Source organism: Kitasatospora sp. NPDC057595 (genome assembly GCF_042800875.1).
Classification (GTDB): Bacteria; Actinomycetota; Actinomycetes; order Streptomycetales; family Streptomycetaceae; genus Kitasatospora.
The window spans coordinates 78,445-102,149 of the sequence record NZ_JBHVGL010000003.1 but is presented as its reverse complement, the minus strand read 5'-3'; the positions used below and the strand labels follow the sequence as shown (position 1 = coordinate 102,149).

The window sequence follows — 23,705 nt, the reverse complement described above, 5'->3', positions numbered from 1 at the left end:
CACGGGTGAACGGGTGTGGTGCGCCCGGGGGTGCGGCGGGCGGCGGCGGGGCCGGTGGGCGCGGGCCGATGGGGCCGTTCGGCCCTTGTGAGCGGGGTGCCGGGGAGGGATGGTGATCGCCGCGCCGCAGTGCGGGGCCGCCGGGGGCGGGTCGGCGCGGCAGGACCAGAGTGTGGCGGAACGGGAAGAGGCCTGAGGTGGGCGAGTTGGTCACGGTGCGGTTGTGCGAGGGGATTTCGCGGGGCTTCGCGGCCGATGCGAGGGCCCGGATCGCGGCCGTGGTGGGCGGGGCGGACGCCCTGGTGGAGTCGCTGCGGGTGCGGGTCGGGACGATCGGCGCGGCGGCCTCCCCGGGCGGGGCGGACCCGGCGGGCGTGCTGACCCAGGTCAACGCCGAGGTGGACGGCCGGCGGATCCGCGTCCAGGAGGCCGCCGCCGACCTCGGCGAGGCGCTGGACCGGATCACCGAGGGGCTTCGCGTCCGGATGGCCGCCGTCGCCTCGGGCTGGACGCCCAGGCCGTGGCCGCGCCGGATCCGCGCACGGATGCCGCTGACCGCCGCCGCGTCCGCGGCCCCGGCCACCGTGGCCGCCGCGCGCGCCGTCGCTCTCCCGCACGCCGTCGGCCCGGTCGCCGGCGCCACGCGCGCCGCGCTCCCGCACCCGGTCGGGCCGCAGCCCATCGTCCGGCGCAAGCAGGCCCAGCTGGTGTGGTGCTCGCCGGACGCCGCCGCCCGCACCATGGACGCGATGGACTACGACATCCACCTGTTCACCGACCCGGCCACCGAGACCGACGCGGTGGTCTACCGGGTCGGTCCGACCGGCTACCGGCTGGCCCGGACGGTGGCCGCCGGACCACCCAGTCACCCGGCCGTGCCGCTGACCCTCAGTCCGTGCGGCGCACCGGAGCTGACGGAGGACCAGGCCGTCGAGCGGCTGACCGCCGCCGAACTGCCCTACCTGTTCTTCGCCCATCCCGGTTCGGGACGCGGCCGGGTGCTCTACCGGCGCTTCGACGGCGGCCTCGGCCTGATCGCGGCCGCCTCGTGAGCGAGGACTTCCGCCGCCGGCTGCGCGAGCGGCGCCGCTCCGCCGTGCCGCGGCAGCCGGCCCGCCGAGCCGGTTCGGTGGTGCGGCCCCGACCGCCCGCCGAGGCGCCGCCGCGCGAACTGGTGCCGCTCGAACGGGCCGAGGCCCTGCGGCTGCTGGGCGGCGCGCCGTTCGGCCGGATCGTGTTCACGGTCCGCGCGCTGCCCGCGATCCGCCCGGTCAACCACCTGCTGGTCGACGACACCATCGTGATCCGCACGCACGACGGCGCCGCGCTGACCGCCGCCGCGGCGGGCAGCGAGGACACCGGTGTGGTGGTCGCCTACGAGGCGGACGCGATCGACCCGGTGACCCGGCTCGGCTGGAGCGTGGTGGTCACCGGCTTCGCCCGGCCGGTCACCGACCCCGCCCGACTGGCACGCTACCGCGCCCTGTTGAGTCCCTGGGTGAACGCCTCGATGGACCACACGGTGGCCATCCAGCCCGACCTGGTGGCGGGCTACCGGCTCATCGCGGGCACCGCCGCCGCCTCGTAGAGCCCGCTCGCGGACGACTGGACACCTGAGCCCCGGGCCCGCGATCCGCCCCGACGCGGGCCCCTACCGGGGGTCCCGGTCCCCGTGCGCCCCCCTTCCCGGACGGGGCGTGCGGTCCACCGGGACCCCGGCGCGGAGGAACGGCTCCGCGCCCGTCCGGCGCGGCCGGGAGAACGTCAACTCTCCCGGCCGCGCCGGTCTTTCGTCGTACCCGGGACGGGCCCGCGGTGCCGGACGGCCGGGCGGACAGTGGTCCCGCCCGGAGGCCCTGATCAGAGGCCCACCGGCCCCGGGCCGCTGGGTCCAACGGCCCTAGGGCGCACGGGTGGCGCGTTCCGATCATGGATCGCCATCCATCCGCAGAAAGTTTCGAAGGAGTGCGTCCTTGAGCGCCATCGAGGCACAGGGCGACAGCGCGCCGCCGCCGTCCGCCGCCCGACCGGGACAGGCACGGGTCAAGCGACCCGGGTCGTCCGTGGTCCGGCTGCTGACGACCACAGACCACAAGACGATCGGCACCATGTACCTGGTGTCGTCGTTCGGGTTCTTCCTGATCGGGGGCATCCTCGCCCTGGTCATGCGCGCCGAACTCGCCCGGCCGGGGACGCAGATCCTCTCCAACGAGCAGTTCAACCAGGCGTTCACCATGCACGGTTCGGTGATGCTGCTGCTCTTCGCGATGCCCCTGTTCACCGGCTTCGCCAACTGGATCATGCCGCTGCAGATCGGTGCCCCGGACGTCGCCTTCCCGCGCCTGAACATGCTGGCCTACTGGCTGTTCATGTTCGGTTCGCTGATCGCCGCCGCCGGCTTCGCGACCCCGCAGGGCGCCGCCGACTTCGGCTGGTTCCTCTACGCGCCGCTGTCCGACGCGATCCACTCGCCCGGCGTCGGCGCCGACATGTGGATCATGGGTGTGACGCTCTCCGGCTTCGGCTCCATCCTCGGCGCGGTCAACTTCATCACCACGATCATCTGCATGCGGGCCCCCGGCCTCACCATGTTCCGGATGTCCATCTTCTGCTGGAACGTGCTGCTCACCTCGGTCCTGGTGCTGCTGGTCTTCCCGGTGCTGGCCGCCGCGCTGCTGGCCCTGGAGTGCGACCGCAAGTTCGGCTCGCACGTCTTCGACCCGGCCAACGGCGGGGCGATGCTCTGGCAACACCTGTTCTGGTTCTTCGGCCATCCCGAGGTGTACATCCTGGCGCTACCGTTCTTCGGCATCGTCTCCGAGGTCATCCCGGTGTTCAGCCGCAAGCCGATGTTCGGCTACGGCGGCCTGATCGCGGCGACCGTGGCCATCGCCGGCCTCTCGGTCACGGTGTGGGCGCACCACATGTACGTCACCGGACAAGTGCTGCTGCCGTTCTTCTCCTTCATGACCTTCCTGATCGCGGTGCCCACCGGCGTGAAGTTCTTCAACTGGGTCGGCACCATGTGGAAGGGCTCACTGAGCTTCGAGACACCGATGCTGTGGACGGTCGGCTTCCTGGTCACCTTCCTCTTCGGCGGCCTGACCGGCGTGCTGCTGGCCGCCCCGCCGCTGGACTTCCACGTCTCCGACTCGTACTTCGTCGTCGCGCACTTCCACTACACGCTGTTCGGCACCGTGGTGTACGCGATGTTCGCCGGCTTCCACTTCTGGTGGCCCAAGATGACCGGCAAGATGCTCGACGAGCGGCTCGGCCGGATCTGCTTCTGGACGCTCACCATCGGCTTCCACACCACCTTCCTGGTGCAGCACTGGCTCGGCGCCGAGGGCATGCCCCGCCGCTACGCCGACTACCTGGCCTCCGACGGCTTCACCACGCTCAACACGGTGTCCACCATCGGCTCCTTCCTGCTGGGCCTGTCGATCCTGCCGTTCCTCTACAACGTGTGGAAGACCGCCAAGTACGGCGAGAAGGTCACCTCCGACGACCCGTGGGGCTGGGGCCGCTCCCTGGAGTGGGCCACCTCCTGCCCGCCGCCGCGGCACAACTTCACCAAGCTGCCGCGGATCCGCACCGAGTCCCCGGCGTTCGACCTGCACCACCCGGAGATCGCCGCTCGCGACTACCTGGAGCACAGCGGCGAGCGCGCCAAGCACCTGGCCGGGGTCATCCCCGCCGAGTACGACGTGCCCAGGCCGCGCCGCGCCCGCGCGCTCGACGGCGGCGCCCCCTCCGGCCGGCCGGACGGCGACGGCTGACACCGCCGGCTGACCACCGCCGGCGGACCACCGCCGTGTGACGACCGTCGGCTGACGGCCGCCGGTCCCGGGCCCTGACGGCCCGGCCCCACCAACGCCGCTCCCGCCCGCGCGTCGCCCCGGGCGGGCGGGAGCGGCCCCCCTCCGAACCGCCCGAGACCTGAGGAGTGCACGGCACCGTGTCCCACATCGTCCTGGCCATCGGCACCGCCGCGATCACCGCGTCCGGCTGCGTCTGGTACCTGCCCGCCATCGCCGACCTCCAGGCCGGCGAGGACCGCCCCCGCTCGGCCCGCACCGCCGCGGCCGCCTGCGTGACCTGGTGGGCCTGCCTGGCCCTGGCCGGCGGTCTGCTGCTGGCCGTCCCCGCCTGGCAGCCCGCCGCCCAGATCGCGCTCGCCGGCCTGGTCGCCGGCGTCCTGCTGCGGATCCGCGCCCACCTCCAGAGCCGGACCGAACAGCGCGAGGACACCGTGCGCTGGGCCCTGCTCGACCCGAACCCCGCGCCCCTTCCGGTGCGGCCCTCGCCGCGGGCCCTGCTCGGCTGGCTGCTCGTCGGCCTGGCCGTCGCCTCGCTCGGCGCCGCCTCCATCCTGCTCTCCGGCGGCGGCCCGCTCGCCCCGCGCCTGGCCGCCGCCGCGGGCAGCGCCGTCGCGGTCTCCACCGCCTTCCTGCTCATCGGTCTCGGCAACGCCCGTCGACACCGGATCTGATCGATCGTCACCGTTCTTCCGTGGAACCCTTGCTGAGCCGCGGCCGGTCCGGATATCAATCAGGCGACCCGGGGCACCGCCCCGGACCGTCGAGAGGAGCGTCCGATGACCGCCACCGCCACGCCGAGCGATGTGCTCCGGCAGTTCGTCCAGCTGATGGGCGAGGGCCCCGACGAGGCGGTGGCCGACCTGGTCACCGCCGACGCCGCCTTCGAACTGCCCTACCTGCTCCCCGGCGTGCCCCCGCAGCGGCCCGGCCGGGAGGCCTTCGTGGAACACCTGCGGCGAGGTGCGGTGATGCAGCGCTTCGACGCGGTGGACCGGGTCAGCGTGCACGGCACCAGCGACCCCGAACTCGCCGTCGCCGAGTACCGGCTGCACGGCGAGGTGCTGGCCACAGGCAAGCGCTTCACCCTCGACATGGTGGTGTTCGCGCGGGTCCGCGGCGGACTGATCACCTGGTCGCGCACCTACTCCAACCCGCTGGACAGCGCGGTCGCCTTCGGCGCCGTCGAGCGGGTGCTCTCCTCCCTCACCGGGAACGCGGAGGCGCGGCAGCCACCGGCGTGACCCGGATGTGGCCGGAATGGGGCCGTTCGACCCTGGGCGCGGCGCCGTTGGTACGGCATGATGCGGTGGACCCGGTGTGTGGTGTGCCGGGCGAGGAGAAGGTGGAGCCACGACATGGCGAGCGAGACGACCGGGACCGAGACGCCGGCACCGGTCCGGGTGTTCCTGCTGGACGACCACGAGGTGGTGCGCCGCGGCGTGCACGACCTGCTGGACGGCGAGCCCGACCTGGAGGTGGTCGGCGAGGCCGGCACCGCCGAGCAGGCGCTGGTGCGCATCCCCGCGCTGCGCCCGGACGTCGCCGTCCTGGACGTGCGCCTCGGTGACGGCGACGGCGTGGCCGTCTGCCGCGAACTGCGCTCCCGGATGCCGGACCTGGCCTGCCTGATGCTCACCTCCTTCGACGACGAGGAGGCGCTGCTGGACGCCGTGATGGCGGGCGCCGCCGGCTACGTGCTCAAGCAGATCAGCGGCACCGACCTGATCGCCGCCGTGCGCACCGTCGCCTCCGGGCGTTCGATGCTCGACCCCGGCGCCGCGACCCGCCTGCTCAACCGGCTGCGCAGCGAGGCCGAGCCGGCGCAGCCGACCGGCGGCGGCCCGGAGCTGACCGCGCGGGAGCAGGAGGTGCTCGCGCTGATCGGCGAGGGGCTGACCAACCGGCAGATCGGCGAGCGGCTCTTCCTCGCCGAGAAGACGGTCAAGAACCACGTCTCCCGGCTGCTCGCCAAGCTCGGCGTCGAGCGGCGGGTGCAGGCGGCGCTGATCGCCACCGAGCTGCGCCAGTCGGCCGCCGCCGACCGCTCGGCCCACCAGCCGCGCGTGCTCGGCCACGGCCCGCGCGGCTGACGCCGCAGGCCCCCGTACCCGGCCCCGGTCGCCCGCCCGCGGTGACCGGGGCCGTCGGCCGTCCGGGCCCGGACGGCCCCCTTCCCGCCGGTTCTCGATCCGGTCGTGCGTCGGCTCGGCCGTGCGTCGGCTCGGCCGGGCGCCGGGCCTCGGGACGTTCGCCGGGGTCCGCCATGGGCCGGGCGGGACTCTCGGCGGGACCATCGGCCCTCGTCCCGTCCCGGCCCCAGGGGCGACCATCGCTGGTATGAACGCCGATCCTGAAGCCGCGTCCGTGCAGGTCGAGCCACGGGTCCGGCCGCAGCACCGCCACACGCGGGAACTCGACGAGACCCGGGCGCTGGAGCTGCTGGGCCGCACCGGGGTGGGCCGCGTGGTCTACACCGTGGGCGCCCTGCCCGCCGTCCTCCCCATCCGCTTCCGGCTGGACGCGCTCGGTGGCGTCCTGCTCTCCACGGCGGCCGAATCCGAACTGGCGCGGGCCGTGGCCGGCGCGGTGATCGCCTTCGAGGCCGACGAGGTCGACGACACCGACGGCACCGGCTGGTGCGTCACCGTCCTCGGCCACGCCGAACTGCGCCACCCGCCCCAGACGCCCGGCAGCCGGGTGGAGATCCGGATAGCCCCCGAGCTGGTCGTCGGACGCCACCTGGCACCCGACTCCTGCTGAGCCGCCCTTCGCGGCAGCCGGGCGCACGACGGCCCGGCTGCCGCGAAGGTCACACGCCGAGCGGGGCCTGCCAGACCAGCCGGGTGCCGCCGCCGTCGGCCGCGAGCAGCTCGAAGCTCCCGCCCGCCCGGTCGGCGCGTTCGGCGAGGTTGCGCAGGCCGCTGCGGCGCCCGCCGGAGGGCACGCCCACGCCGTCGTCGGTCACGGTGAGCGTCACGTTCCCGCCGGCCGCGCGCAGCGCCACCTCGACGCGGCTCGCCTTGGCGTGCCGCGCCGCGTTGCTGAGCGCCTCGCCGAGCACCGCCATCACGTGCTCGGCCAGCTCCTGCGGTACGTCGGTGTCCAGCAGACCCTCCATGCTGAGCCGCGGCGCGAAGCCGAGGGTGGCCTGCGCCTCGCCGACGACCCTGGTCGCGCGGGCCCGCAGCCCCCGGTCCGGCTCGCTGTGCGCGCGCAGGCCGAAGATGGTCGAGCGGATGATCTTGATGGTCTCGTCCAGGTCGGCGACCGCCCGGCTCACCCGGTCGGCCGCGCTCTGGCTCTCGATCAGCCGGCCCGCGCTCTGCAGCGTCATACCGGTCGCGAACAGCCGCTGGATGGCCAGATCGTGCAGATCTCGGGCGATCCGGTCGCGGTCCTCCAGGAGGGTCAGCTGCTCGGCGTCCCGCCGCCGCTCGGCCAGCTCCAGGGCGAGCGCGGCCTGGTCGGCGAAGCCCAGCAGCGGGCCCGTCTCCTCGGCCGTGAATGGCGGGCGTCCGACCTCCCGGGCCAGCAGCAGCACACCGCGCCCGAACCCCTCGCCGGTGGCCAGCGGCACCGCCACGGCCGGTCCCAGCCCCGTGAACCGCCCGGGCGGCCCGGCCGGGAACCGCTCGTCGCCCTCCAGCTCGTCACTGGTCACCGGCGAGCCCGAGGCGTACGCGGCACCGGAGAGCGTGCCGTCCACCGGCACCGTCACCCCGAGGCGGCCCTCCGGCCGGCCGCCGAGCGCCACCTCCACGGTCAGCTCGGCGGCCCGCTCGCCCGGATCGGACAGCACCACGGACACGTCGGCCAGCTCGGCGCCGGCGATCTCCCGCGCCCGGCGCGCGATCAGCTCCACGACCTCCAGCCGCGGCGCGCCCGACAGCAGGCTGCGGGTGATCTCGGCGCTCGCCCGCAGCCACCGGTGCTGGCGCTGCGCCTCCTCGTACAGCCGGGCGTTGTCGATCGCGACCCCGGCGGCGACCGCCAGCGTCGAGATGACCGCCTCGTCGTCCGCGTCGAAGTCCAGGCCGCCGCGCTTGTCGGTCAGGTAGAGGTTGCCGAACACCTCGCCGCGCACCCGCACCGGCACCCCGAGGAAGGTGTGCATCGGGGGGTGGTTCGGCGGGAAGCCCACCGAGGCCGGGTGCTCGGAGAGCACCGGGCAGCGCAGCGGCTGCGGGTCGCGGATCAGCTCGCCGAGGATGCCCTGTCCGGTCGGCGGCGGGCCGATCGCGTCGATCTCCTCCTGGCTGAGCCCGACGGTCAGGAACTGCGACAGCGAGTAGCCGTCCGCGCCGATCACGCCGAGCGCCGCGTAGCGGGCGTCGACCAGGTCGGCGGCGGCCTCGACGATGCGGTGCAGGGCCTGGGAGAGGTCCAGCTCGCGGCCGACCGCCAGCACCGCCTCCAGCAGACTGTGCACCCGGTCACGGGTGCCGCGCGCCGCGTCGATCCGCCACTGGAGCTCCTCCAGCAGCTCGTCCAGGCGCAGCTGCGGCAGCCGCGGCCCACCGGGGGCGGCGTTCACGACCCGGGCGCGCGGGGCGGCGGCCGGGAGCGTCGTGCTCGGTGCCGTCGTGCTCGGTGCCGTCGCGGCCGGTGCCGCTCCGGTGTGGGCCGGGCAGCCGGGCGGCGGGGTGCCGTCCGCCTGTCCGCGCTGGTCTCCGTCGGTGTCCGCCCGCGTGTTCTCCGCGCCGCCCACCGGCGTCCTCCTTGTGTTTCCGTGCTGCTGGTCCGGCCCGAGCTCGGTCGTCCGACCGGTCGGATTGTCGGATTCACGTTAGTGCCGCGGGCATGTGCGCGGAACGCCGGGGTCGGTCATGAACGCGCCGGACGGGGTGCAATCGGCCACTCGCGCGCCTTTCGCGCGCCGGATGCGCCGCCCCCGCGGACGATTCGACTCGACGGTTCGCGGGACCTACGGCCCTCACCCGAGGGGCCCTGCGGCCTCTGGCCGCCCGACCGCCGTGGGACCAGGGTGGTGTCAGGGGGCCGACGGCGCGTCAGCGCGGACCGGCCGCCTCCCACCGGCAGCCACCGAGGCCCGCCCCGTACCGGCGGACCCGCAGCGGAAGGAAACCTCCCATGACGCCCGCAGTCCTGGCCGGAGTCGACGGATCGCCCGAGAGCACCGCCGCCGCCCACTGGGCCGCCGAGGAGGCACTGCGGCGCGGGGCCCCGCTGCGGCTGCTGCACGCCTGGCCGTGGCTCACCGACGGCCGCGCCGCCTACGCCGACCCCGAGGAGCTGCCGGTCGCCGCCCAGCGGATGCTGGCCGCCGCCGCCGAGGACGTCCGGACCCGGTACCCCGACCTGACCGTCCGGACCGACGTCGTGCTGGACGCCGCCGTGGACGGCATGGTCGCCGCCGCCGAGGACGCCGGCCTGCTGGTGCTCGGCTCGCGCGGCCTGGGCGGCTTCACCGGGCTGCTGGTCGGCTCGGTGAGCATGGCGGTCGCCGGGCGCGCGGCCGTGCCCGTGGTGGTCGTCCGGCCGACGGAAGCGGACGCCGGGCCGGCGGACGAGCCGGAGGTTCCGGAGGTGCTGGTCGGCGTCGACGCCACCGCGCCCGACGACGCGGTGCTCGACTTCGCCTTCCAGGAGGCCGCCCTGCGCGGAGCCCGGGTCCGCGCCGTCCACGGCTGGGACCTGCCGCCCGCCTTCGCGGTCGTCGGCTTCCTGCCGTCCGGTGTCGAGATGGCCCAGCTCCAGGCGGCGGAGGAGAAGTCGCTGGCCGCCGCCCTCGCCGCCCACCGCGAGCGCCACCCGGAGACCGAGGTCGTCGAGCGGGTCCGCCTCGGCGCCGCCCGCACCCTGGTCGAGGACTCCGCCGGCGCCGCCCTGGTCGTGGTCGGCCGCCGGCGCCGCCCGCGCGACCTCGGCCCCCGCCTGGGCCGCGTCGCCCACGCCGTCCTCCACCACGCCCAGGCCCCGGTGGCGGTCGTCCCGCACGACTGACCGGGTCTTGCCGCGTCCGGGGTGCGGTGACGCCTCCCGGCGCGGCGGTGTCACCCGCGTGGCCCTTCACGACGCTCACGCCCCGGTGGTGGTTGTCCCGCACGGCTGACGGGGCCTCGCCGCGCCGGGCGTGCGGTAGCGCCTCCCGGCGCGGCCGCACTGCGCGCGCCGTCCTTCACCATGCCCGGGCCCCGGTGGCGGTCGCTCCGCACGGCTGAGTGGATCACGCCGTGCCGTGGGTGCGGTTGTGTCTCCCGGCGCGGTGGTGTCGGTCGTCGCCGCACGGCCGGGCCGCGCCGCGTCGGGCGTGCGGGTGCTGATGTTGCCCCGAGCCCTGGCGCGGCCCTGTGCCGCTGCCAGGCCGGCCCTCGTGCCACATGGGGGGTGCGGGTGGTGGTGCTGCCGGGGGCGGATCGTCCGCCGCGATGCCCGGGGCCTTGCGCCCGTCCGTCCCCGGTTGCGGCCCGGCCGGTTGGCGGGTGGCTGGAATTCGCCGTACCCGGGGCGTGCTCGTGATGATCCTGTGCGCGCGCTGGTGCGGCTTCGCCGGGTGGGCCGGCCGTGCGTGGTTCGACTTCCCACCGAGGACGGCTGCGCCGCGCGGCCGAGGTGCCGCACGACACGGGCCGGGGCGGCCTGCCGCGGGCGCCGACGGCCGGCCGCGGGCAGCGCGGCGGGGCGGGACCGATCGCCCGTGGCATCCGGGTCGTTGGACCCTGTCGCCGGCCGCAGGCCCGGCGCACCCTCGGGAGTACCAGGAGTACCGGGAGTCGCGGCCGTGCCGGGCGGGGTGACCGGTGCCGGGCGTCGAGGCAAGGAGAGGATCACCATGTCCCAGTCAGCCCTCACACCGGCCGACCTGCGGCTGCTCGCCGCCGCCGGCGGTGCGGCGCCCTCGCTGCACAACAGCCAACCCTGGCGGTTCCGCCCGACCCCGGACGGGGGCGGGCTGGAGGTACTGGCCGACCCGGAGCGGTCCGTGCCGCTGGCGGACGCCAACGGTGCCGCGCTGCACATCGCGGCGGGCGCCGCCCTGTTCAACCTCCGGGTCGCGGCCGCCAGGTTGGGGCGGGAGGGTTCCGTCCGGCTGCTCCCCGACCCGGCCGACCCGCACCTGCTCGCCGTCCTCGACCTCGCGAGCCCCGCCGCCGCGCCCCTGCCCCCGGGGCCCGGTCCGTTCGGACGGGACCTCTACCCGGCGATCGCCGAGCGCCATTCCAGCCGCCTGCCGTTCACCAACCGGGACGTCCCCGAGGCGGTCGCCGCGGAGCTGATCGAGGCCGCGCGGGACGAGGGCGTGGCGCTCGCGGTGCTGGAGGAGGAGGGCGTGCGCCGGGTGATGGAGGTGACCGCCGAGGCCGAGGACCGGATCGCCCACGACCCCGCCCGGCAGGTCGAGACCCGCTCCTGGCTGCGGCCGGACGACGGCGAGGCCTCGGACGGTCTGCCGTACGCCGTGCTAGGCCCGCAGGACCACGACGCCCGGGTGCCGATGCGCGAGTTCGCCGGGCGCCCGCCGCTCCACGAGGGCCCGCCGCAGCCGTCCCAACGCTTCGAGGCGCTGCCCCAGCTGTGCACGCTCGCGACCACCGGCGACGGCCCGGCCGACTGGCTGCGCACCGGTCAGGCGCTGGAGCGGGTCTGGCTGCTGGCGACCGTGCACGGGCTGCGGCTGACGGTGCTGCACCAGGCGGTCGAGTGGCCCGATCTGCGCTGGCGCCTGCGTGACCCCGCCGAGGGGCCCGGTCACGTCCAGCTGGTGCTGCGGGTGGGCTACGGCCCGCCCGGTGCCGCCACTCCGCGCCGGCCGCCGGCGGACGTCCTGGACCTGTCGGCGCCCTCCGGCCCGGCCGGTCCCTGAGGAGCCGGGGAGAGCACGACGCGGGTGACGCTGCGTGACCCTGCGGAGCCCGTACGCTACCCGGGACCGTTCGGGTGGCGGGCTCCGCCCGGGGCGGTGATGGTGAGTCCTTGGGGGCCCACCGCACGCCCCGGGCAGCCGGGGCGGTACCGCACGGGAGAGACCGCAGATGCCTGATGTGACCGCTGAGCACTACCAGCCCGGTACGCCGTGCTGGGTCGATCTGATGGCCCCTGACCAGCAGGCCGCCATCGACTTCTACAAGGACCTGTTCGGCTGGCAGGGCGAGATCGGCCCGCCCGAGACCGGCGGGTACGCGATGTGCACCCTGAACGGCAAGGCGGTGGCCGGGATCATGGCGGCCCAGCCGATGAAGGAGGGGGACCCGACCCCGCCCACGGTGTGGACCACCTACCTGGCCAGTGCCGGCGCGGACGCCACCCAGGCCGCGATCACGGCGGCCGGGGGCACGGTGATGTTCCCGGTGATGGACGTGCTGACCGTCGGCCGGATGCTGGTGGCGGCGGACCCGACCGGCGGTGTCTTCGGAGTCTGGCAGCCGGTCGACTTCTACGGCGCCCAGGTGGTCAACGAGCCCGGCGCGCTGACCTGGAACGAGCTGCACACCTCGGACATCCCGGAGGCCGCTCGCTTCTACCAGCAGGCCCTGGGCGTCGGCTCCGCCCCGATGGAGGGCACGGACAACTACTACGTGCTCAGCGTCGCCGATCGCCCGGTCGGCGGCATGACCACCCTGGAGGGCGCTCCGCCCGGGGTGCCCTCGCACTGGCTCACCTACTTCGCGGTGGACGACACCGACAGCACGGTGGACGCGCTGGTGAAGGCGCACGGCACCGTGCTCGTCCCGCCGTTCGACCACGCCGCAGGCCGGATCGCCATCGTCCAGGACCCGCAGGGCGCCGTCTTCGCGGTGATCAAGGCCGCTGGGTAGCCCGTCCGGCGGCCCGTGGAGGGCCGGCGCCGATCGCGTCCGGCCACGGCCACGGCGCAGCAGCGTGCTCCGGGCGGTCGCGGCAAGGCGCGCGACCGCCCGGAGCACGTCGGCGCTAGGAGATCCGGGCCCAGGCGCTCCAGCTGCCGTCCGGGGCGTGGGTCCGCGCCCAGAGGCGGCCGTCGGTGCCCGTGGCGGCGATCTGGAACCGGCCGAGGCCGGTGTCGGAGGCGACGATGCCGACGCCGCCGATCAGGTTGCCGCCCAGGGACGTCCAGGCGCTCTTCTTGCCGGATGCGCTGCTCGACCGGGTCCACACGGCGTGGTCGGTGCCGATGACGAACACCTGCCGGCGGCCGTCCCGGTAGGCGTACTCCACGATGCCGGGCGAGCCGTACACGCCGCCGCAGAGGTACTCGCCGCCCCAGGACGGGCTGACGCAGTGCATCGGCTCCACCGCCGCCGCGGCGTGCGCCGCGGTCGTGGCACCGGGGGCCGCCGTCAGCGCGGCACCGGCGAGAACGGCGGCGGCCACCGTCGTTTTGATCTTCTTCACGGACACTCCTCGGTCGGTCCTGACCGGGGCCGCCCGCCGACCGGGCGGCCCCTCCGTTGAGGACACGGGCGCCCGGCGTCGGCGGGTTCAGCCGGAAGCGGGTCAGGAACCCAAGGCGGCGAGGCCCTTGATGTCCTGGTAGCTCATGCCCAGCTTGTTGTAGAGCCGGACCTGCTCCTCGGTCAGGGCGCCGCCGGCGGTCAGCTCCTTCGGCTGGGCGCCGGTTCCCTGGCGCCCTCCTCAGGACGGGACAAACTGTCCGACCTGGCCGACAGTCCGTCAGGGCCCCTGGTGGTCCGTCGACGGGTTCCGGGGCGGGGCGCCGGTCGAGCAGTGACCGGCGCCCCGCCCGGGCCGCCGGCCCGGCGGGCGGCTCAGCGGCTGCCGCGTCGCCCGCCGGGCGGCAGGACCTCCGCCTTGACCCGCAGCTGCGGGCTGTTGCGGAAGCTGAGGGTGAACTCCACCCACTGCCCGACCTTCAGCGGGGGTGGGTTGGTGATCATCAGATCGGCGTCCTCCGGGGACATCGCCAGCTCTCCGCGCTCCGGCACCGGCAGGGTCGCGGCCGGCGCCCAGCGGCCCGAGGCGCCCTGGTGCAGATGCCGCTTCATCGTCACCTTGCCGCCGAACTCCCAGCTCGCCGCGGTGAGTTCGTCGGGTATGTCGCCGGGGTTGCGGACCGTGAAGAAGGCGGCGGTGGCCGGTGCCCCGCCCGCCGAGGGCAGCAGCAGCCAGCCCGGCTCCACCTCGACCGGGCGGGCCGTGCCGGCCCCGCCGATCGCCGTCCAGCCCGAGAGCAGCGCGAGCGCCACCACGGCGGCCGCCACCGGGGGCCCGACCACCCGCAGCCGCTCGGCCGTCCCCGACCGCCCCGCTGCCCGCAGCCGCTCCGACGTCCGCAGCCGCCCCGGCGTCCGCCCGCTCACCACGCCGCACCCGCCGAACGCCGCGCCCGGGCCGGCCGCCGCGCCGTGCCCGCCGGGCCGCCGCCGGGACCGCCGTCACCCGCCCCGCCGCCGCGCCCGTCCGTGGCACCCCGCCCGGGCCGCCACGTCCGCAGCCGCAGGCTGTTGCCCACCACCAGCAGTGAACTCAGCGACATCGCCACCGCCGCCAGCATCGGGTTCAGCAGCCCCACCGCCGCCAGCGGGATCAGCACCACGTTGTACCCGAACGCCCAGAGCAGGTTGACCCGGATCGTGGCCAGGGTGCGCCGGGCCAGCCGGACCGCGTCCACCACCGCCTCGATGTCCCCGCGCACCAGCGTCAGCCCGGCCGCGCCGATCGCCGCGTCACTGCCCGAGGCGAGCGCCACCCCGAGGTCCGCCGAGGCCAGCGCGACGGCGTCGTTGACACCGTCGCCGACCACCGCCGTGGTCCGCCCGGCGGCCCGCAGCTCCGCGACCACCTCGGCCTTGCGCTCCGGCGAGGCCGAGGCGTGCACCCGCTCGATGCCCAGCTCCGCCGCCACCGCCCGCGCCGCGCCGGGGCCGTCCCCGGTCAGCAGCACCGGCTCCAGGCCCATGCCGCGCAGCCGGTGCAGCGCGCGCCAGCTGCCCGAGCGCAGCGTGTCGCCGACGGCCAGGACGGCCGCCGGCCGCCCGTCCAGCTCGACCAGCACGGGCGTGCGGCCCGCCGCCGAGGCGTCCGCCAGTGCCCGCTCCAGCTCCTCCGGCAGCGGCCCGTCGGCGTCGTCCGGCCGGACCACCCGCACCTGGTGGCCCTCGACCTCGCCGGACACCCCGACTCCGGCGGTGGCCGCGAAACCGGCCACCGCCGGGAGGGGCTCGGAGCCGCACCGGGCCCGGGCCGCCCCCACGACGGCTCGCCCGATCGGGTGCTCCGACCGGTGCTCGACGGCTCCCGCGAGCCGCAGCACCCGGTCCTCGTCGACCCCGGCGCCGACGGCCACGGCCACCGCCGCCAGCTCCATCCGGCCGGTGGTCAGCGTGCCGGTCTTGTCCAGCACCACGGTGTCGACCCGGCGCAGGCTCTCCAGCACCTCCGGGCCGCGCACCAGCACGCCCAGCTCGGCGCCGCGCCCGGTCGCCGCCAGCAGCGCGGTCGGCGTGGCCAGGCCCAGCGCGCACGGGCAGGCCACCACCAGCACGGCGACCGCGGCCGTCACCGCCGCCTGCGGGTCGGCGCCCGCGCCCAGCCAGAAGCCCAGCACGCAGACCGCCACCGTCAGCACACAGGGCACGAACACCCCGGCGACCGTGTCCGCGAGCCGCTGCGCCCGCGCCTTGCCGGCCTGGGCGTCCGCCACCAGGGCGGTGATCCGGGCCAGTTGGGTGTCCGCGCCGACCGCCGTCGCCCGCACCACCAGCGCGCCGCCGACGTTCACCGTGGCGCCCGCGACCTGGTCGCCCGGCCCGACCTCCACCGGCACCGACTCGCCGGTCAGCAGGCTCAGGTCCAGCGCCGAGCCGCCCTCCACGACCACCCCGTCGGTGGCCACCCGCTCGCCCGGCCGGACCACGAACTCCTGCCCGGGCAGCAGCCGTTCGATCGGCAGCAGCCGCTCCTCGCCGCTGCGCGGATCCCGGACGCAGACCTCCTTCGCGCCCAGCTCGGCCAGCGCCCGCAGCGCCGAACCGCTGCGCCGCCGCACCCGGCCCTCCAGCAGCCGCCCGGCCAGCACGAACAGCGGGACCCCGACGGCCGCCTCCAGGTAGACGTGCGCGGTGCCGCCGCCGTCCGCGGTCAGCGAGAACGGCATCCGCATGCCGATCTCGCCCGCCCCGCCGAACAGCAGCGCGTACGCGGACCAGCCGAACGAGGCGACCACCCCGAGGCTCACCAGGGTGTCCATGGTCGCCGCGGCGTGCCGCAGGCCCTGCCAGGCCCGGCGGTGGAACGGGGCGGAGCCCCAGCTCACCACCGGCAGCGCCAGCCCGAAGCAGACCCACTGCCAGGCCGGGAACTGCAGCGAGGGCACCATCGACAGCACCACGACCGGCACGGCCAGCAGGGCCGTCACCAGCAGCCGCCTGCGGTCCCCGGCGTCCTCCGCCTCCGGGCCGGACGGCGGCACCCCGTCGGGGGCCAACTCGGCGGTGTACCCGGCCCGTTCGACCGCCGCGACCAGTTCGTCCAGGCCCACCGCGGCCGGGTGCAGCACCCGCGCCCGCCCGGTGGCCAGGTTCACCCCGGCGCTCACGCCATCGATCCGGGCCAGCCGTTTCTCCACCCGGCTGACACAGGCGGCGCAGGTCATCCCGCCGACCGCCAGATCGGTGCTCACGAGGGCGCCGGTGTCCCCGCTGCCCGCCCCGCTCCCCGCACTCTCCGTCACGGACGTCATCGGCCCGCCCCCATGTCGTGGCCCATCCCGGGCTTGGCGCCGCCTCCGCCGCCGGGCGTCAGCCCGGGCGTCACCGGCCCGGCCCCGCGCCCCACCGCGAAGGCCACCACGAACACCACCACCAGCAGCAGGGCGAACCCCGCCAGCACACTCAACGGCCGGCTACCCGGCGACGACATCCCACTCACCCCCCACCAGTCGTCCCGCCGACCCGTGGAGTTCCCGAACACCCCTGTATGACCCGAATCACATACCCCCACCCCGTGCCCGTCGCGGACACGGCAAGGGCCGGGGCGGGCACGGTCTCCCGCACCCGCCCCGGCCCGGCCCGTCGAGGACCTCCGCCTACCGGCTCACTGCGCCCGTCGGCCGGTCCGCTGGTCGAGGTGGACCAGGACACCCGAGTGGAAGCGCTCGACGGCGGCGTCCACACTGCGGATGAACCCGCTCTCGGCGTTGCCCCGGGTGCTGCCCATGCTCTTGGACAGCGAGAGCCGGAAGCCGGTGATCCGCGAGGAGTCCTTCGGCAGCAGGTCGCCCGGCTCGGGCCGCAGCTTCTCCAGGGTGCCGCGGGGACCGGCCGCCTCGCCGTCGGTGAGGGTCTCGACGTGCAGGTCGGCCGGGGCCTCGCCGAGCTGGCGGACCAGCCGCTTGACCCAGCTCAGCGGGTAGCCCTGCTCGGGGGCCGGGATCTCGGTCGAGGTCCGCAGCTTGCCGACCCGCAGGTCGGCCGCGATGGCGATGGTGCCGGCGGCACCCTCGACCCGGATCTCCGCGTTCAGCCGGCCGTCCTCGCGGAGCCGGTCGGCCAGCGCGGCCCGCCGCGCCCCGGCGTCCTCGCCGCGCCGGGCCCGCTGGACCGGCAGCACCTTGACGCCGAGTTCGCCGCCGAGCTGGAAGCAGACCTGGCGGATCAGCCGCTCCCAGCTCTCCACCACCTGGGTGGCGCGCTCGTCCCCGGTGGTGAGGGTCTCCTCGTCGATGGCCTTGCGGACCGGGACCCAGGCCGGGCCCATGTTCTGGAAGCCGTGGCAGCCCGAGTTCTCGTGCTGCAGGTAGTGCAGCAGCTCCTGGAGCAGCCAGGCGTGCGCGGGGTTGCCCACGCCCTCGTGCCGGATGAGCATCTTCGCCTGGTAGGCGACCTCGGCCCAGGAGAGGTGGCCGAGCAGCACCTTGTGCTTGCGCCGGCCGTCGATCTTGACCTGGACGAGCGGGCTCCCGTCGAGGGCCACGTCGTTGGAGACGGTGATGACGGCCTCGTAGCCGCGCCGGGCGGCGATGTCCATGTAGTCCTGGACCTGCTCGGTCTTCAGCGGGTTGCCGTTGGTCTTGCTCTCGACGAGCGCCGTCCAGAGCCGCCCGGCGCGCTCGACGCGGATCACGCCGTCGGGCCGCTTCGGCGTCTCCCCGTGCGGGAGCGAGACCTCGGTGAAGGTCTCGGTGCGGCCGGCGGGCGCGCCGAACGCGGCGGTGAGGCGACGGCCGAACTCCGGCACCTGGGCCATCACGGAGAGCAGGACGGAGGTGGCGCGGACCTCGCGCTCGCGGTCGCTCTTCAGCGAGGTGGCCGGGAAGAGGCGGGCGGTGCGCCAGGTGTCGTTCTCGGCGAGCGAGGGCTTGGCGGCCTTGGGGAGGGTGACCTTCTTCTTGGCCGTGCGCAGGCGCTTGGGGGCGGGGGCGTCCTCGGTGGCCGGGGCGGGCGCGGTGTCGGGCGCGGGGGCCGGGGTGTCCAGCGGCGGCTTGGTCATCGGGGCGGCCCGGTCCTCGTGGGCCCGGCTGTCGTCGCTCCCGTTCCCGGCGGCCTCGTTCCCGGCGGCCGCGGTCCCGACGGCTTCCGCCTCCGCGGCCTCCGCCTCGACGTCCTCGGTGCCGATGCCCTCGTTGTCGACGTCCTCGGTTTCGTCGTCCTCGATCTCGATGCCGAAGTCGGTGGCCAGCCCGGCGAGTCCGGTGTCGTAGCCCTGGCCGACGGCGCGGAACTTCCACTCCTCGTTGCGGCGGTAGATCTCGCCGAAGACGAAGGCGCTCTCCGTGTCGGCGTCGGTGATGGAGAAGCCGAGCAGCCGCTCGCCGCCGAGGTCGGCCAGTTCGAGCCGGAGGTCGTCCAGTTGACCGAAGGGCGCGCGGTTGGGCCGGCTCGCTGCGATCACCAGACGCTCGATGTCGGCGGGGACGGTGGTGAGGTCCAGCTGGATGCGGTCCTCGGTACCGGTCTCGGTCGGGCTCTGGCCGAGCAGCTCGACGCTGCCGTCCTCGGCGGTGGGGTTGTTGTAGAAGAAGAAGTCGGCGTTGCCCCGGACCTTGCCGTCGGCGGTCAGGAGGAGCACCGAGACGTCCGCGTCCCCGTCGCCCCCGGGGCTGCTCCACCCCAGGATCACCGTGACGGCGTCGGTGCTCTCGCTCAGCGTCGCGAGTCCGACGTTGGCGCCCTTGACCATTTCCTGCACGAATGTCCCCCAGAGGAACGGGCCGTGCCGTCGGCGCCGGCGCAGCCGCGATGTGTGGTGACCTGATGGTGTGATCGGATTGCGATGAGATTGTACGCAGGCAATCGGACCGTTCCGGCCTCGGGGTACGGCGCTGCCCCGGCGTCGGGGAGCTGACGCCGGGGCAGCGGAGCGGTGGAACCGGGGGAGGTGCTACGGCAGCGGGACGCGGACGACCTGCGGGTCGTGGTCGCTCAGCTGGGTGGCGAACTCGCTGTTGAGGTGGACGATGTCGTAGCTGTACGCCTTCGCCGCGAGGGCGGGCGAGATCAGGATGTGGTCCAGCACCTGGGAGTTGCCCTCGTAGACGTAGGTGTAGCGCTCGGCGAGGGGGAGGGTGCGGGGGAGGTCGACCAGCGAGCCGCCCGTGGTGAGCAGGTCGGCGGTCTGGGAGAACTCGAAGTCGTTGAGGTCACCGAGGACGATGACCGCGGCGTTCGGGTCGACGGCGAGGATCTGGTCGGTGAAGGACTTCACCACGGTGGCCTGCGCGTGCCGCTGGGTCTCGGAGGGGCGGGACGGCTGCTGGTAGCGGCCGAAGAGGGGCTGGTCGCCGCCCTTGGAGTTGAAGTGGTTGGCGATCACGAAGACCGGGCGGCCGTTCCAGCGGAACTCGCCCGCGAGCGGCTTGCGGCTGGAGTTGAACGCCGAGTTGGTCGGGTCGATCCGGCCGGGGGAGTAGGCGAGGGCGGGCGTACCGGCGTTGTTGACGACCGAGTCGGCCGTGGTGGAGCCGGCGCCGGGGCGGTCGGTGAAGCTCAGGCCGCGATCGGTGCGGTAGAGGAAGACCTGGCGGATGTTGCCGCCGGGCTGGCCGCCGTCCTGGTCGTTCACCGGGTTGATCTGACGGTACGAGTAGGCCGGGCCGCCGGCCGCGCTGATCGCGGCGACCAGCTTGGCCACGGTCTGGTCGGCGGCGACCACGCCGTCGTCGGTCGCGCCGGAGTTGTCCTGGATCTCCTCCAGGGCGACCAGGTCGGGCGAGCGGAGGTTGTTGACGACGGCCGCGGCGAGGCCGTCGAACTTGCTCTGCGGGTCGCTCGGGGCGAGGTTCTCGACGTTGAAGGTCGCCGTGGCGAGCTCGCCGGCGGCCGGGGCGGCGGTGGTCTCGGCCGTCAGGCCGCCGGAGGCGACCGTCGGGGTCGCGGTGACCAGCAGCTTGAAGTTGCCGAAGGAGTAGTCGAGCACGCCGACGGTGGCGCCGGAGAGGGTGTCGCCCACGTTGGCGGCCGGCGTCGGGGCGAGCACGTCGTCCAGCAGCACCCGCTCGGGGTTGCCGTCGGTGGCCTGCAGCAGGATGCCGCCGCGGTTGGTGCGGGTGGTCGAGCCCTGCGGGACGACCGGGATCTCGCCGAAGGAGCTGGTCGGGCCGACCACGGCGGCGTTGTTCAGCTGGACCCGCATGCCCTCCAGGGACTCCCAGAAGTCCAGGCCGTCGGTGGCCGGCTGGAAGCCGCCGGCGGTCTCGACGTCGCCCGTGGTGACGCTGGAGATCACCGAGGCGGGCGGGATCCGGCCGCCCGCGCCGACCACGGTGGCGGCGGGCAGCGCGACGTTGTGCGCGAGCACGCTGGTGGTGGGCGCGGTGAGCTCGGTGACGGTGAGGTTGGTGGTGCCGCCGGTGCCGCCCGGGCGGAACTCGCTCACCGTGCCGCCGACCTTGACCGAGTCGCCGACGGCCACGCCGGGCGCGCCCGCGGTGTAGACGTAGACCGCCTCGCTGGTGGCCGGGTCGGCGTCGGGCTGCGGGTCCTGGAACCAGTAGCCGCTCGGGCCGACCGCCGTGACGACACCGGGGACGGCGCTGACCGCCTGGCCGGCCAGCGGGGAGGTGCGGGCGGCGCCCTGGATGTCGTGGATGCGGGTGCCGCCGCCCGTCCCGCCGCCGGTGGAGGAGGAGTTGCGCGGGGTGGGCGCGGTGACGGCGAAGTCGGCCGCGTTGTTGTCGGTGTCGGTGGCGCCTCCGCCCACCCGCAGCGCGGCGGTGGCGTTGGCGAGGTTGCCGGTCGGCGAGCCCTCGGCCGAGCTCGCGGTCGTGCCGTAGCCGACGAAGTCCCTCACCCCGGCCTGGGTGGCGCAGCCGGTGGAACAGGTCAGCGCGGTGGCGTTGGTGACCAGCGCGACCTTGCCGGCGTTGGCGCCCATGGCGATCGTCCCGGTGGCGTCGGGCGCCGGCAGCGCGGCCCCGGTCCCGGCGCCGGCCGCCTCCTGCACCAGGTAGTACTTGCCGGGGGCTATGGTGCCCGACAGCGTGGTCTTCGCCCAGGACGAGCCGGCGGCCGAGGCGTACTGGACGGTCCAGCCGGTGACCGAGACCGGCGCGGTGCCGCGGTTGTACAGCTCGATGAAGTCATTGGCGTACGGGGCACCGGAGTTGCCGCCGCCGCCGTACACCTGGCTGATCACGATGTCCGGCGACACCGCGTTCGCGGTGCCGGCCGGCAGGGCCATGAGTGCTCCCACGACGGCGGCGGCCGATGCCACCGCCAGTGCACGGAGCCGGACTCGATCGGTTCGCCGCATGGGGCGTCCTCCTGACGCGCGAACGGATGTTGGTGGGGCGCTGTGTGTTGTAGCAGCGTCACCGTTGCCATACCGCGCGCTCTGGCGGACGGCCAGGCGTACAACGGAAGAACGTTTTGACTGACATGTACCGGACGGGGCGGGTGTGGTGAGTGTGCCCGGAGCGACGGGTGCGAACGGCGCCCGCGGCCGTCACGGGTCGGCGGATCGGCCTTCGGTGGCCGGCGGATCGGCTCTCGGTGGGTCAGCCCTCGGCGGGCCCGTCGTCGGTGAGGGTGAGCCGGACGCCGACCGTGCCGCGCTCGCCGCGCCGCAGCCGGCTGCCGAGCAGGGTGACAACACCGACCAGGCCGTACTTCTGCCGCAGCAGCGTCCGGTAGGCGGCGGTGCGCTCGGGCCCGAGGATCTCGGCGGAGGCCGGGACGGACTCGCCGGTCGGATTGCCGCGCACGTCGCAGGGGCCGACCAGGACGTCCGGGCGGTTGCGGATCCGCTTGACCTTCCAGGAGTCGGCGACGGTCCAGATGCCGAGCGCCTCGCCGTCGCGCACCACCCACACCGGCGTCGGTACGGCGGTGCCGTCCTTCTTGAAGGTGGTGACCAGCAGATAGCTCCCGGCGGAGAGGCTGACGAGGCGTTCGAGCCGCTTCTGCCGGTGCGGGTCGGGGTGAGGGGTGGCGGCGCTCATGCCGGGCATTCTAGGGCGCGGGCCGGGGCCCGCTCATGACGGCCGCCGGGCGCCGCCCGAGGTGAGCCGGGCGCGGGCCGAGCGGGCCAGGGTCCGGGCCCGGCGGGCCAGTCGCCGACGGCCGCCGACGCCCACCGCCGTGGACCCGCCGACCGCGGTGGCACCGAGCCGGTCGGCGGCGCCGCGCCGGGGGGCGGTGCCGTACCGGGCGGCGGTGACGTGCGGGGCGTACGGCGGGCGCGGGGGTACGACGGGAGCGCCGAGCGGCACCGGGGGCCGGACGGCCCCGGCGGTCCGCGCGTGCGGCCGCCGGCGGACGCGGATCCGGGCCGCCGCCCAGAGCGCCAGCGCACCGCAGAGGACCGCCGCCGTCCACCCGGCCGGGCCCAGCGCGTGATCGGCCGCCCGGACGGCCTGCGGCAGCACCGCGGTGGCCGGCTCCTCGGGCGCCACGGCCGGGGCGGACGCGCCGGCCTCCTGCTCCTCGTCCACCAGGGTGCCGACCGGTTCGACCTTCCCGGCCGCCGCGAAGCCCCAGTCCAGCAGTGCCGCCGCCTCGTCGTACACCTTGGACTGCTGCTCCGGGTGCATCACGGTCACCAGCAGCGTCCGGCCGCCGCGTTCGGCCGCGCCGGTGAAGGTGGCGCCCGCGTTGGTGGTGTAACCGTTCTTCACCCCGATCAGTCCGGGGTACTTGCCCAGCAGCCGGTCGGTGTTGGCGATGTCGAAGGCGGTCCGCTGCCCGGTCGTCAGATCGAGCCCGCCGGGGAACAGCGCGGTGCGGGTCGCGCAGTAGGCGCGGAAGTCCGGGTTGCGCAGCCCGGCCCGGGCGAACAGCGTCAGGTCGTACGCCGAGGAGACCTGGCCGTCCTGGTCGTAGCCGTCCGGGGAGACCACCCTGGTGTCCCGGGCCTGCAGGGCGATCGCCCGCTCCTGCATCTGCGCGACCGTGTGCGCCAGCCCGCCGTTCATGTGCGAGAGGACGTGCACGGCGTCGTTGCCGGAGGCGAGGAAGACCCCGCGCCAGAGGTCCTCGACCCGGTAGGACAGGTTCTCCTTGATCCCGACCAGGCTGCTGCCCGCCCCCACCCCGGCCAGCTCGGCCGAGGTCACCCGGTGCTCCAACGAGCGGTCGAACTTGGGCATCACGGTGTCCGCGAACAGCATCTTGAGTGTGCTGGCGGGCGGCAGCGGGAGGTGCGCGTCGCGCGCAGCCAACACCTCGCCGGTCGCGGCGTCGGCGACCAGCCAGGAGCGTCCGGTCAGCCCGGCGGGCAGCTCCGGAGCCCCGGGGCGGGGCGCCAGCTGGACGGTCGGGCGCCCCAGCCGCTCGCCGCCGATCACCGACGCCGCGTCCCGCGCCGCACGGGGAACGCCTGCGGGAGCGGGGGCGGGGGAGGGAGCCGCCGTGGCGGCGGCGGGTGCGCCGGCCGCGAGGAGCAGCGCCGCGACCGCACCGGCCGCCGCCGGTCTCCCGGCCAGGGCGCGCCTGCTGACATGGGGTGGCCTCTGCTGCACACGGCGAACGTACCCGGACGACCGCCGCC

Annotated in this window: 19 protein-coding genes; 10 read left to right on the top strand and 9 right to left on the bottom strand. The window is 75.3% G+C overall.

Annotation, left to right across the window (positions count from 1 at the left end; translation table 11 throughout):
* The first annotated feature begins 197 nt into the window (after window positions 1-197).
* From ACFU9E_RS06700 to ACFU9E_RS06670, 7 genes are all read left to right on the top strand, one after another.
* Window positions 198-1,052: a sigma 54 modulation/S30EA ribosomal C-terminal domain-containing protein gene (locus tag ACFU9E_RS06700; RefSeq protein ID WP_380684618.1), complete on the top strand. Its 855-nt coding sequence runs from the start codon at window positions 198-200 to the stop codon at window positions 1,050-1,052.
* A gap of 44 nt (window positions 1,053-1,096) precedes the next feature.
* Entirely contained in the window at window positions 1,097-1,588 is a 492-nt protein-coding gene (locus ACFU9E_RS06695; RefSeq protein ID WP_380684619.1) for a pyridoxamine 5'-phosphate oxidase family protein, read from the top strand.
* Between the two features lie 520 nt (window positions 1,589-2,108).
* A complete protein-coding gene (gene ctaD / locus ACFU9E_RS06690) occupies window positions 2,109-3,779 on the top strand; it encodes a cytochrome c oxidase subunit I (protein WP_380690079.1) in 1,671 nt (556 codons plus the stop codon).
* A 179-nt stretch (window positions 3,780-3,958) separates the two neighbouring features.
* Window positions 3,959-4,492 carry a hypothetical protein gene (locus ACFU9E_RS06685; RefSeq protein ID WP_355371756.1) on the top strand — a complete coding sequence of 178 codons (534 nt, stop codon included), beginning with the start codon at window positions 3,959-3,961 and terminating at the stop codon, window positions 4,490-4,492.
* Window positions 4,493-4,597: 105 nt separating this feature from the next.
* Window positions 4,598-5,062: a nuclear transport factor 2 family protein gene (locus ACFU9E_RS06680; protein ID WP_380690152.1), complete on the top strand. Its 465-nt coding sequence runs from the start codon at window positions 4,598-4,600 to the stop codon at window positions 5,060-5,062.
* A gap of 114 nt (window positions 5,063-5,176) precedes the next feature.
* Complete coding sequence (locus tag ACFU9E_RS06675) at window positions 5,177-5,911, top strand: response regulator (protein ID WP_380714824.1); 735 nt, start codon at window positions 5,177-5,179, stop codon at window positions 5,909-5,911.
* A 247-nt stretch (window positions 5,912-6,158) separates the two neighbouring features.
* Window positions 6,159-6,581, top strand: coding sequence for a pyridoxamine 5'-phosphate oxidase family protein (locus ACFU9E_RS06670; protein WP_380714822.1), 423 nt, complete (start codon window positions 6,159-6,161; stop codon window positions 6,579-6,581).
* A 49-nt stretch (window positions 6,582-6,630) separates the two neighbouring features.
* Here the strand turns inward: ACFU9E_RS06670 and ACFU9E_RS06665 are convergent, their stop codons facing one another.
* Entirely contained in the window at window positions 6,631-8,355 is a 1,725-nt protein-coding gene (locus ACFU9E_RS06665) for a GAF domain-containing protein (RefSeq protein WP_380687865.1), read from the bottom strand.
* 557 nt (window positions 8,356-8,912) lie between these two features.
* Between ACFU9E_RS06665 and ACFU9E_RS06660 the strand changes: the two genes are divergently transcribed.
* The 3 genes from ACFU9E_RS06660 to ACFU9E_RS06650 all read left to right on the top strand — a co-directional run bounded on the left by ACFU9E_RS06660 (window position 8,913) and on the right by ACFU9E_RS06650 (window position 12,598).
* Window positions 8,913-9,785, top strand: coding sequence for a universal stress protein (locus tag ACFU9E_RS06660; protein ID WP_380687863.1), 873 nt, complete (start codon window positions 8,913-8,915; stop codon window positions 9,783-9,785).
* Between the two features lie 829 nt (window positions 9,786-10,614).
* On the top strand, window positions 10,615-11,646 hold the full coding sequence (locus ACFU9E_RS06655) for an Acg family FMN-binding oxidoreductase (protein WP_380687861.1): 1,032 nt from the start codon (window positions 10,615-10,617) through the stop codon (window positions 11,644-11,646).
* 169 nt (window positions 11,647-11,815) lie between these two features.
* The gene (locus tag ACFU9E_RS06650) at window positions 11,816-12,598 is read left to right on the top strand and encodes a VOC family protein (RefSeq protein ID WP_380687859.1); all 783 of its coding nucleotides are present in this window, start codon (window positions 11,816-11,818) and stop codon (window positions 12,596-12,598) included.
* Window positions 12,599-12,713: 115 nt separating this feature from the next.
* Here ACFU9E_RS06650 and ACFU9E_RS06645 read toward each other — a convergent pair whose 3' ends face one another.
* The 8 genes from ACFU9E_RS06645 to ACFU9E_RS06610 all read right to left on the bottom strand — a co-directional run bounded on the left by ACFU9E_RS06645 (window position 12,714) and on the right by ACFU9E_RS06610 (window position 23,676).
* Window positions 12,714-13,154 carry a hypothetical protein gene (locus ACFU9E_RS06645; protein ID WP_380714820.1) on the bottom strand — a complete coding sequence of 147 codons (441 nt, stop codon included), beginning with the start codon at window positions 13,152-13,154 and terminating at the stop codon, window positions 12,714-12,716.
* Between the two features lie 374 nt (window positions 13,155-13,528).
* The gene (locus ACFU9E_RS06640; protein ID WP_380690342.1) at window positions 13,529-14,080 is read right to left on the bottom strand and encodes a copper chaperone PCu(A)C; all 552 of its coding nucleotides are present in this window, start codon (window positions 14,078-14,080) and stop codon (window positions 13,529-13,531) included.
* On the bottom strand, window positions 14,077-16,461 hold the full coding sequence (locus ACFU9E_RS06635; protein WP_380714818.1) for a heavy metal translocating P-type ATPase: 2,385 nt from the start codon (window positions 16,459-16,461) through the stop codon (window positions 14,077-14,079). Before ACFU9E_RS06635 ends, ACFU9E_RS06640 begins: the two co-directional genes overlap by 4 nt.
* Entirely contained in the window at window positions 16,458-16,640 is a 183-nt protein-coding gene (locus tag ACFU9E_RS06630; RefSeq protein ID WP_380683727.1) for a hypothetical protein, read from the bottom strand. The genes ACFU9E_RS06635 and ACFU9E_RS06630 overlap by 4 nt, the downstream gene beginning before the upstream one ends.
* 174 nt (window positions 16,641-16,814) lie before the next feature.
* Window positions 16,815-18,899 (bottom strand): TerD family protein, encoded by a 2,085-nt coding sequence (locus ACFU9E_RS06625; RefSeq protein WP_380683738.1) that lies wholly within the window; start codon window positions 18,897-18,899, stop codon window positions 16,815-16,817.
* 201 nt (window positions 18,900-19,100) lie between these two features.
* Entirely contained in the window at window positions 19,101-21,398 is a 2,298-nt protein-coding gene (locus ACFU9E_RS06620; protein WP_380683728.1) for a lamin tail domain-containing protein, read from the bottom strand.
* Window positions 21,399-21,714: 316 nt separating this feature from the next.
* Window positions 21,715-22,158 (bottom strand): PPOX class F420-dependent oxidoreductase, encoded by a 444-nt coding sequence (locus ACFU9E_RS06615; protein WP_380683729.1) that lies wholly within the window; start codon window positions 22,156-22,158, stop codon window positions 21,715-21,717.
* A 33-nt stretch (window positions 22,159-22,191) separates the two neighbouring features.
* The gene (locus ACFU9E_RS06610) at window positions 22,192-23,676 is read right to left on the bottom strand and encodes a D-alanyl-D-alanine carboxypeptidase family protein (RefSeq protein ID WP_380683730.1); all 1,485 of its coding nucleotides are present in this window, start codon (window positions 23,674-23,676) and stop codon (window positions 22,192-22,194) included.
* Between the last annotated feature and the right edge of the window lie 29 nt (window positions 23,677-23,705).

Coding starts and splice junctions, on each gene's coding strand:
- ctaD (WP_380690079.1), top strand. CDS start 2,109: ATGTACCTGGTGTCGTCGTTCGGGTTCTTCCTGATCGGGGGCATCCTC.
- ACFU9E_RS06680 (WP_380690152.1), top strand. CDS start 4,598: ATGACCGCCACCGCCACGCCGAGCGATGTGCTCCGGCAGTTCGTCCAG.
- ACFU9E_RS06675 (WP_380714824.1), top strand. CDS start 5,177: ATGGCGAGCGAGACGACCGGGACCGAGACGCCGGCACCGGTCCGGGTG.
- ACFU9E_RS06670 (WP_380714822.1), top strand. CDS start 6,159: ATGAACGCCGATCCTGAAGCCGCGTCCGTGCAGGTCGAGCCACGGGTC.
- ACFU9E_RS06660 (WP_380687863.1), top strand. CDS start 8,913: ATGACGCCCGCAGTCCTGGCCGGAGTCGACGGATCGCCCGAGAGCACC.
- ACFU9E_RS06655 (WP_380687861.1), top strand. CDS start 10,615: ATGTCCCAGTCAGCCCTCACACCGGCCGACCTGCGGCTGCTCGCCGCC.
- ACFU9E_RS06650 (WP_380687859.1), top strand. CDS start 11,816: ATGCCTGATGTGACCGCTGAGCACTACCAGCCCGGTACGCCGTGCTGG.
- ACFU9E_RS06635 (WP_380714818.1), bottom strand. CDS start 16,461: ATGACGTCCGTGACGGAGAGTGCGGGGAGCGGGGCGGGCAGCGGGGAC.
- ACFU9E_RS06630 (WP_380683727.1), bottom strand. CDS start 16,640: ATGTCGTCGCCGGGTAGCCGGCCGTTGAGTGTGCTGGCGGGGTTCGCC.
- ACFU9E_RS06625 (WP_380683738.1), bottom strand. CDS start 18,899: ATGGTCAAGGGCGCCAACGTCGGACTCGCGACGCTGAGCGAGAGCACC.
- ACFU9E_RS06620 (WP_380683728.1), bottom strand. CDS start 21,398: ATGGCCCTGCCGGCCGGCACCGCGAACGCGGTGTCGCCGGACATCGTG.
- ACFU9E_RS06615 (WP_380683729.1), bottom strand. CDS start 22,158: ATGAGCGCCGCCACCCCTCACCCCGACCCGCACCGGCAGAAGCGGCTC.